Genomic DNA, 8,219 nt, shown 5'->3' with positions numbered 1-8,219 from the left:
GCGGCGCCGGCTCGGCGACGGGCTGCGCCGCGGCCACGGGGGCCGGCTCGGGGACGGGCACGGGTGCCGGGGTGGCCACGGGCGCCGGAGCGGCGGCGGGACCCCGGTCCGCGAGGGAGCGTACGACTCCCCCGGCCTCGGGCATGGGCGGGCCCATGTGCAGCGGACGGCGTGCCGGGATCACGGGCGACGCGGGCGGCATCTGGGCGGCCTGCGGGGCCACGAGGCCGCCGAGGTCCAGCGAGCCGGTGTCACGGCCGCCGGTCTCGTGCGCGCCCGCGCTGTACGCGGCGGGGTCCGCGTAGCCGTCGGGGAAGCCCGGGCCCACGGGGTACGAGGGGTCGGGGAAGCCGGGCTGCGCGGGCTGCTGCGGCACCGGGTAGCCGGCGTCCTGGTAGCCCGGCTCCGGGAAGCCGAGGTGGCCGGGCTCGGGGTAGCCGGCCGCGGGGGCCTGCGGGTACTCGGTGTAGACGGGCTCGGCGGGGAACTCGGCCGGGAAGGCCGGCACCTGCGGGACCACCTGGGGGTCGCTCCAGGAGCCCTGGCCGCTCGGCATCAGCAGCAGTTCCTCGTCCTCCGCCTCGGCGGGGTCGTCCACGAGGTCCTGGAAGGCGTAGCCCGCCGGGGGCTGCGGCGGAAGCGGCGGGAGCGGCGCAACCGGAGCGGGGATGCCCTGCTGATCCACCATGCCCCCGTTGTCCGGGTGACCCTCGCCCGGGACCTGGCCGGTGTCAGTCATGCGTACCCCTCGCCCATCGGTGTTGCCTCTTCGATCGCCCGGTCGCCCACAAGACCGCCGGGCGGTGATGTGCGCGGGGTCGCCGTGCGGTGCGACGCCTCGCGTGCGCCCGCACAACAACTCCTGAGCATTGTCGCGCTCGTCGGCCGCCGTGTCGGCCACAAACCGGCACGGTCCGCTGTGGACTGCGCCACGTCGCGCGTCCTGAGGGCGCCACGACGATCGGCCAGCCTACCCCGGCCTGCGCGCTAGCGGCTCACGGGGCGCTCGGCTGCCAGGAGGAACACCACGGAACGCTCCTGTTCCGCCCAGGTCCGGGTGTCGAGGCCGACCGACTGGAGGAGTGCGCACTCGACGGCGTACCCGTGTTCGCCGAGGGTGCGTCCGATGGCCTCGGCGTCGTCGCGCGTGGAGGCGTGGCTGACGATCCGTTCGGGACGCCGGTCGGCGACGGCCGCGACGACCTCGGCGCCGCCCCCGCCGACGCGGACGACGTCGGGCTCGGGGAGGTTCTCCAGGACGTGCGGCGCGCGGCCGGCCACGACCTGGACCTGGACACCGCGCCGACGGGCGGCGGCCGTTACCCGTTCGCAGGCGCGGGGGTCGGCGTCCACCGCGATGACGGCCGCGCCGAGGGCGGCGGCGTCCACGGCGAGGGCCCCGGAGCCGGCCCCGATGTCCCAGACGAGGTCGCCGGCGCGGGGGCCGAGGCGGGCGAGCTGGACCGCGCGCAGCTGTGCGGACTCGCCCTCCCCCACGGGTCCCTCCCCCGGGGGCCCGTCCCCTTCGGGCCGGGGCCGGGCCCAGCCGCGGGTGGCCGTGAGGTGCGGGGGCTGGCCGAACAGCCAGCCGGGCTCGGCGGCGGGTACCTGGCCCGCGCCCCCGATGACGATGACCACGTTCGGGTCGCGCCAGCTGTGGTCGGCGGCCTTGTCGGAGGTCAGGACGGTGACGCGCTCGCGGTCGGTGCCCAGTTCCTCGCAGATGACGAAGGTGCGGTGCACCCCGTCGAGCAGCAGGGCGAGTTCGGCGGGGCCGGCTCCGGGCGAGGTGAGGACGGCGACCTTGCTGTGGGCCCGGCAGACGTTGACGGCCCGGCGCAGGGTGCGGGGGTGGGCGACGACCACCTGGGCGTCGTCCCAGGGCATCCCGGCGCGGGCGAAGGCCGCGGCGACGGCGGAGACGGCGGGGACGACCTCCACCTCCAGGCCGTGTTCCGGGGCGCGCAGGGTGCGGACGACGCCGAAGAATCCGGGGTCCCCGTCGGCGAGGACGACGGCGGTGCCGCGGTGGCCGGCGATGCGGCGGGCGGCGAGGTGGAGGCTGCCGAGGCGGATGCGTTCCGCGGTGGGCGGGACCTCGGGGAGCGCGAGGTGGTGGGCGGCGCCGGCCACGAGGGTGGCGGCGGCGAGCGCGGACCGGGCGGCCGCGGTCAGGGGGGAACCGTCCCAGCCGATCACCGTGACCCGGTCGGCCATCGTCGTCAGTCTCCTGGGGTGGGGGCGGGCGAGCTTCGTCGGGGGGCGCGCATCGTGAGACTACCTGGTCATCGGGTCAGTTCCAGTCGGCGGCGACGGCGTAGCCGGTGGCGTCGGCGGGCCGGCCGAAGGCGTATCCGGAGTCCCGGGCCGGGTATCCGCGGGTGCCGTCGTAGCCGCTGTAGCCGTCGTAGCCCTCGTACTCCTCGGCCTCGTCGAGGTCCTCGGGGACCAGGCTCCAGACGATGAGGTCGGTGCGGGTCTCGGTCCAGCCGCCGTCGGCCGCCTGGGTGCGCACTATCCACGCGTTGCGCAGGACGCCTTCGCTGATGCAACCGATCTTCTGGGCGACCTGCTGGGAGGCGGTGTTGTCGGCGGCGGTGCGGATTTCGACGCGTTCGAAGCCCTGGTCGCGGAAGAGCCACTGGGCGACGGCGAGTACGGACTCGCTGGCGTAGCCCTCGCCCCGGGCCCAGGGGGCGGTGACGTATCCGACCTCGGTGGTGCGGGTGCGCCAGTCGGTGTTCTGGAGGTGGACGATGCCGACGAGGCGCTGGGTGAGGAACTCGGTGACGGCGAGGACGATGCCCCGGCCGTCGGTGCGTTCCGCGTGGGACTGCCGGGTGGCCCAGCCGTGGGCGTCGGCGTGGGTGTAGGGGTGCGGTACCCGGGTCCAGGCGGTGACGTGCTCGTCGTTCATCATCTCGGCGAGCGCCGTGACGTCGTCCTCCTCGAAGGCGCGCAGCACCAGCCGGTCCGTGCTGATGGTGACGTCCGGGAAGGTGGTAGTCATGCGCAGCTCCATGCCTGAGACCGTGGTGCGACCGTGGTGCGGGACCGTTCGAGGGGGACCGTCGTGCGGGTCGTAGGCCACAGCATGCAGCATCGGCCGGGTGATGTGCAGGGCCGGGCTGCCCGGATGCGGGCAGCCCGCGGCCCCGCGTCCCCCGGAGGGGGCGCGGGGCCGGGAATCCGGCGTCTACCAGGCGGTATTCGTCAGGAAGCGGCCGGGGCACCGAAGGCGGGGATGACCGAGCCCTGGTACTTGTCCTGGATGAACTTCTTGACCTCGTCGGAGTTCAGGAGCTTGGCGAGCTTCTGGACGCGCGGGTCGCTCTGCTTGCCGTCCTTGACCGCGAGGAAGTTGGCGTACGGGTTGCCCTCGGCCTTCTCCAGGATCAGGGCGTCCTTGGCCGGGGAGAGGTCGGCCTCGATGGCGTAGTTGCCGTTGATGACGGCGGCGTCCACGTCGTTCAGGGCGCGCGGGACCGTGGCGGCCTCCAGCTCCTTGAACTCCAGGCCCTTCTTGTCGGTGATGTCGGAGAGCTTGGCGTTGGTGCCGACGCCGTCCTTGAGGGTGATCAGCTTGTTCGCGGCGAGCAGCTGGAGCGCGCGGCCCTCGTTGGTGGTGTCGTTGGGGACGGCGACGGTCTGGCCGGCCTTGATGTCGGAGAGGGCCTTGACCTTCTTGGAGTAGAGGCCGAGGGGCTCCAGGTGCACGTTCACGACGGGCACGATGTGGGTGCCGTTCTTCTTGTTGAAGTCGTCGAGGTACGGCTTGTGCTGGAAGTAGTTGCCGTCGACCTGGCCCTGCTCGGTGGCGGTGTTGGGCAGGACGTAGTCCGTGAACTCCTTCACCTCCAGCTTGAGGCCTTCCTTGGCGGCGAGGTTGTCCTTGACGAACTTCAGGATGTCGGCGTGCGGGGTCGGGGACGCCGCGATGACGAGGGGCTTGCTCTCGTCGACCTTGCCGCCGTCGGCCTTGGCCGTGGACGGGTCCGAGGAGCTGCCGCAGGCGGTGAGGCCGAGGGCGAGCGCGGCGGAGGCGGCGGCGAAGGCGGTGAGCTTGACGTTCTTACGCACGAAGAGTGCCTTTCTTGCGGTACGGGTCCGGGTGGGGACCCGCTGGTGGTGGCCCAAGCACGACAAGTGCGGGCTTTCTTGGGGTGGGGAAGGTTCAGGCGGTCCGGCCGCGGCGGGCGAGGACGCGGACCACGCCGTCGCCGATCAGCTGGATCACCGTGACGAGGGCGATCAGCACGACGACGGTGGCGACCATGAAGCCGGTCTCGAAGCGCTGGAAGCCGTACGTGATGGCCTTGGAGCCGAGTCCCTCGCCACCGACCGCGCCGGCCATGGCCGAGTAGCCGACCAGGGTGATCACGGTGGTGGTGACGGCGGCGACCAGCGAGGGCAGGGACTGCGGGAGCAGCACCTTGCCGACGAGGGTGGGGATGCCGCCGCCCATGGACTCCACGGCCTCGATCAGGCCGTGGTCGACCTCGCGGACGGCCGTCTCGACGAGGCGGGCGAAGAAGGGGATGGCGCCGATGGCGAGCGGGACGATCATCGCGGTGGGGCCGATGAAGGTGCCGACGACGGCGGTCGTGACCGGGATCAGGGCGATCAGCAGGATGATGAAGGGCAGCGAGCGGCCCACGTTCACTATCGCGCCGAGCACCTTGTTGAGCGGCCGGTTCTGCAGGAGGCCGCCCTTGTCGGTGAGGACGAGGAGGATGCCGACGGGCAGTCCGCCGAGGACGGTGACCAGGGTGGACCACAGCACCATGTACAGGGTGTCGTAGGTGCCCTGGGTGAGCAGGGGCTGCATCTCGGACCAGGTCACTTGGCACCATCCTTGACCAGTGCGGCCAGTTCGTCGTCGATCTCGTCGGCCGCGGCGTCGTCGACCACGTCCACTTGGAGGCCCTGCTCGCGCAGGAAGCCGACGGGCACGACGTTGTCCTCGTAGCGGCCGGGCAGTTCGATGCGCATCCGGCCGATCTGGCGGCCGGCGACGGTGTCCATCGCGGCCCCGAGGATCGAGATGTCGATGTTGTACGTGCGCGACAGCTGGGAGATGACCGGCTGGGTGGCGGCCTCTCCGTGGAAGGTGACGTCGACGACGGTGCGGTCGGGGCCGGTGGCGGCGCCGCCGACCGGGAAGAGTTCGGCGGCGAGCTCGGAGCCGGGGGTGGCGAGCAGTTCCGCTACGGTGCCCGATTCGATGATCCGGCCCCGCTTCATCAGCGCGGCGGAGTCGCAGACCGCCTTGACCACGTCCATCTCGTGGGTGATGAGCAGGACGGTCAGGCCGAGCTGGCGGTTGAGGTCGCGCAGCAGCTGCAGGATCGAGCGGGTGGTCTCGGGGTCCAGGGCGCTGGTGGCCTCGTCGGAGAGCAGCACCTTGGGGTCGCCGGCCAGGGCGCGGGCGATGCCGACGCGCTGCTTCTGGCCGCCGGAGAGCTGGGTGGGGTAGGCCTTGGCCTTGTCGGCGAGGCCGACGAGGTCGAGGAGTTCCAGGGCCTTGCGCGAGCGCTCGCGGCCGGAGACGCCGAGGATCTCCAGGGGCAGCTCGATGTTGGCCTGCACGGTGCGCGAGGACAGCAGGTTGAAGTGCTGGAACACCATGCCGATGCGGCTGCGGGCCTCGCGCAGTTCCTTGCCGGCGCGGCGGCCGCGGCCGGCCAGCGCGGTGAGGTCGACGCCGTCGACGGTGACCGTGCCGGTGGTGGGGCGCTCCAGCAGGTTCACGCAGCGGATCAGGGAGGACTTGCCGGCCCCGCTCTGGCCGATGACTCCGTATACCTCGCCCTCGCGGACGTGCAGGTCGACGCCGTCCAGGGCGGTGACCTCACGGCCACGGGACTGGTAGACCTTCGTGAGGCCCGATGTGGTGATCACAGGAATTCCGTCGCTGTCGAGTGCACGGCGTGCGGGTGCCGTGCACGGGGCAAACATCTGGGGACGCGTTACGGGTCGAACCGTCGGAAAGGGGATGACGTCGACGCGTGCGCGGGGCAGGAGCGGTCCGTACGGCCCGTCAGGTGGTGACGGCTGCGGCGGAACGGCTCGGCCGGTCTCGCTTCGGGGCGCGAGACTGCAGGAAGAGGGGCCCTCAGAAGGCGCGCATTCGACACATACAACGAGCACCGGGCGTCATCGTCGCCTCGGTCGCAAGGGTGCGGTTGCTCGTCGTGGTCATGGGCCCCAGTAAAGCAGACATGGCGACTCATCGATCCACGATGTCCGCATAGCGGACGGATTCCGGCCGCATTGCGGACAACATCGGTCACCCCCGATCCTCCGTCTCAAGCGACGCTCCGGTGCTCCCGACCAGTGCGGACACGGCCGGGAGGTCCCTGACGGCCATGTCCGCGGCGGGTCCGGCGGCGGGGTGCGCTGTGGTCAAGGCCACGGTCAGGGTCCCGGGCGAGGGGCGAGCGCACCGGGTCCCGCGGCCCGTAATACCCTCGCTGCATGCTCGACGCCCTGACGGCCGCCATCGGTGTGGCCGCCCTCGCCCTCGCCGCCTGGTGCGGTCACGCCGTGTGGCGGGACCAGCCGACCAAGGACTGGCATTTCATCGGCATGGCCGTGGTGACCCTCCTGGTCCTGGCCCAGCTGGTGGTCGGCCTGGTGCAGCTGGCCCGGGGCGAGAAGCCCGCACAGGGCACGGTGCTCTTCGTCGCCTATCTGGTGGGCGCCTTCGCGGCGGTCCCGGCCGCCGGGATGCTCTCGCTGAGCGAACGGACCAAATGGGGTTCGGTGACGGTGGCCGCGGGCGCGGTCGTCCTCGCCGTCCTCGAAGTACGGCTCTACGACATCTGGGGAACCGCCGGTGCCTGACGACACGAAGACCGCGACGGCGGGGGCCTCCGGGACCACCGGGCGCAAGCGGCTGGTCTCCGGGCCGGGACTGCTGCTGGTGTGGCTCTACGGGGTGATGGTGGTCGGTGCGGTCTCGCGCTCGGCCTACCAGATCTCCACCGAGTTCGACCGGGCCCCGCTGGCGTACGCGCTGTCCGGGGCCGCGGCGCTGGCCTACGCCTTCATCACGTACTCGCTGGTGCGCGGCGGGGAGAAGGCCCGCAAGGCGGCGCTGGTCTGCTGCGCGGCCGAACTGGCGGGCGTGCTGGCCGTCGGCACCTGGACCCTGGTGCGGCCCGAGTCCTTCCCCGACGCCACCGTGTGGTCGGACTTCGGGATGGGCTACCTGTTCATCCCCGTGATCCTGCCGGTGACCGGGATGATCTGGCTCCGCTCGAAGCGCTGACCCCTCGGCCCGGCCCGCCCGACCAGGCCGGCCGACCGGTGGCGGCCGGGCGCCGCGCGGAACGCCCGGCCGGTACCTACGCGCTGACGGCGAAGTCGGTGGCCTCCGCGGCCTCCTTCTCCAGGATCACCAGGTGCACGCCGTCGGAGGCGGTGCGGTTGCCGACCTGCGCGTAACCGGCCTTGCGGTACAGGCGCAGGTTCGACTCGCTCTTGACGCCCGTGTGCAGGCGGAAGCGGGTCGCGGCGCCGTGGCCCGCGAGGGCCTCCTCGACTCCGCGCAGCAGGCGCGCGCCCAGTCCGTGGCCCTGCAGGCGCGGGTGCACGCACAGCTTGGCGATGCTCGCGGTGCCGTCCTCGCCGATGCTGCCGCGCACCGTGCCCACCACCTCGTCACCCAGCCGGGCCACCAGGACGGTGTCCGAGGCGAGCTCCGCCTTCAGGGAGTCCAGGGACTGGGTGAGCGGCTGGATGAGGTAGTTGCCGTACAGCTCGGCCTCCCGCTGGAACGCCAGGTACTGCAGCTTGAAAATCTGCTCGGCGTCCTCGGCGGCCGCCGAGGAAATGGTCACGCTCATGCCCATGTGCGCATGCCTCCCGCTCACCTGGTGGCTCTCCGGTCTACCGCTCCTTTCCCCACGGGCCAGGAGCCGCAACCTCTGCAGCGAGCATTCTGCGCAGACATCCCAGGCAACGGGAACGGACCGGTCCTAAACTTCCTTGTGAGATACCCAACTCTCCTGCGATTTCACGGTAAGTGAGGTCTCTGGGCGAGAGAAGTGCCCCTATGAGCTGGGGACAACGTCCGGGCAATCGGGCGACCGCCGATCGGAGGGCCCGGTTCTCCTCCCCGTGCAGCAGGGCGTCCTCGGGCTCGCCCGCCGCGGCGGCGGGCGTGGGCGCGGCCCCGTAGGGGACCTCGCGCCGGGCCCGCCTGCGGGCGAGCC

Annotated in this window: 8 protein-coding genes and 2 pseudogenes; 2 read left to right on the top strand and 8 right to left on the bottom strand. The window is 72.1% G+C overall.

From position 1 onward, the window contains the following. The 6 genes and pseudogenes from ACEPPI_RS38725 to ACEPPI_RS38700 form a co-directional block, all read right to left on the bottom strand. Positions 1–739 (bottom strand): annotated as a pseudogene (locus ACEPPI_RS38725) (5,6-dimethylbenzimidazole synthase); the annotation flags it as partial. 248 nt (positions 740–987) lie between these two features. Continuing rightward, positions 988–2,217, bottom strand: a complete 1,230-nt coding sequence (gene cbiE, locus ACEPPI_RS38720) for a precorrin-6y C5,15-methyltransferase (decarboxylating) subunit CbiE (protein WP_373919950.1) — start codon at positions 2,215–2,217, stop codon at positions 988–990. A gap of 76 nt (positions 2,218–2,293) precedes the next feature. Continuing rightward, entirely contained in the window at positions 2,294–3,010 is a 717-nt protein-coding gene (locus ACEPPI_RS38715) for a GNAT family N-acetyltransferase (RefSeq protein WP_373919949.1), read from the bottom strand. Positions 3,011–3,213: 203 nt separating this feature from the next. Continuing rightward, entirely contained in the window at positions 3,214–4,080 is an 867-nt protein-coding gene (locus ACEPPI_RS38710) for a MetQ/NlpA family ABC transporter substrate-binding protein (protein WP_373919948.1), read from the bottom strand. A gap of 94 nt (positions 4,081–4,174) precedes the next feature. Beyond that, the gene (locus ACEPPI_RS38705; protein WP_030233804.1) at positions 4,175–4,843 is read right to left on the bottom strand and encodes a methionine ABC transporter permease; all 669 of its coding nucleotides are present in this window, start codon (positions 4,841–4,843) and stop codon (positions 4,175–4,177) included. After that, a complete protein-coding gene (locus ACEPPI_RS38700) occupies positions 4,840–5,901 on the bottom strand; it encodes a methionine ABC transporter ATP-binding protein (RefSeq protein ID WP_373919947.1) in 1,062 nt (353 codons plus the stop codon). The genes ACEPPI_RS38705 and ACEPPI_RS38700 overlap by 4 nt, the downstream gene beginning before the upstream one ends. 576 nt (positions 5,902–6,477) lie before the next feature. On the opposite strand from ACEPPI_RS38700, the gene ACEPPI_RS38695 reads away from it, so the two are divergent. Together ACEPPI_RS38695 and ACEPPI_RS38690 are read left to right on the top strand one after the other, a co-directional pair. After that, positions 6,478–6,846: a hypothetical protein gene (locus ACEPPI_RS38695; protein ID WP_266838036.1), complete on the top strand. Its 369-nt coding sequence runs from the start codon at positions 6,478–6,480 to the stop codon at positions 6,844–6,846. Then, on the top strand, positions 6,839–7,273 hold the full coding sequence (locus ACEPPI_RS38690) for a hypothetical protein (RefSeq protein WP_373919946.1): 435 nt from the start codon (positions 6,839–6,841) through the stop codon (positions 7,271–7,273). The genes ACEPPI_RS38695 and ACEPPI_RS38690 overlap by 8 nt, the downstream gene beginning before the upstream one ends. Before the next feature lie 76 nt (positions 7,274–7,349). On the opposite strand, the gene ACEPPI_RS38685 is transcribed toward ACEPPI_RS38690, so the two are convergent. Both ACEPPI_RS38685 and ACEPPI_RS38680 read right to left on the bottom strand, forming a co-directional pair. Further along, positions 7,350–7,856 carry a GNAT family N-acetyltransferase gene (locus ACEPPI_RS38685; RefSeq protein ID WP_373919945.1) on the bottom strand — a complete coding sequence of 169 codons (507 nt, stop codon included), beginning with the start codon at positions 7,854–7,856 and terminating at the stop codon, positions 7,350–7,352. 37 nt (positions 7,857–7,893) lie between these two features. Further along, positions 7,894–8,219, bottom strand: a pseudogene (locus tag ACEPPI_RS38680) (sigma-70 family RNA polymerase sigma factor); the annotation flags it as partial.

The organism is Streptomyces sp. AB3(2024), from assembly GCF_041862025.1.
Lineage (GTDB): Bacteria > Actinomycetota > Actinomycetes > Streptomycetales > Streptomycetaceae > Streptomyces.
Note: the sequence above shows the minus strand (reverse complement) of the source record. Positions and strands in the feature narration are given on the sequence as shown.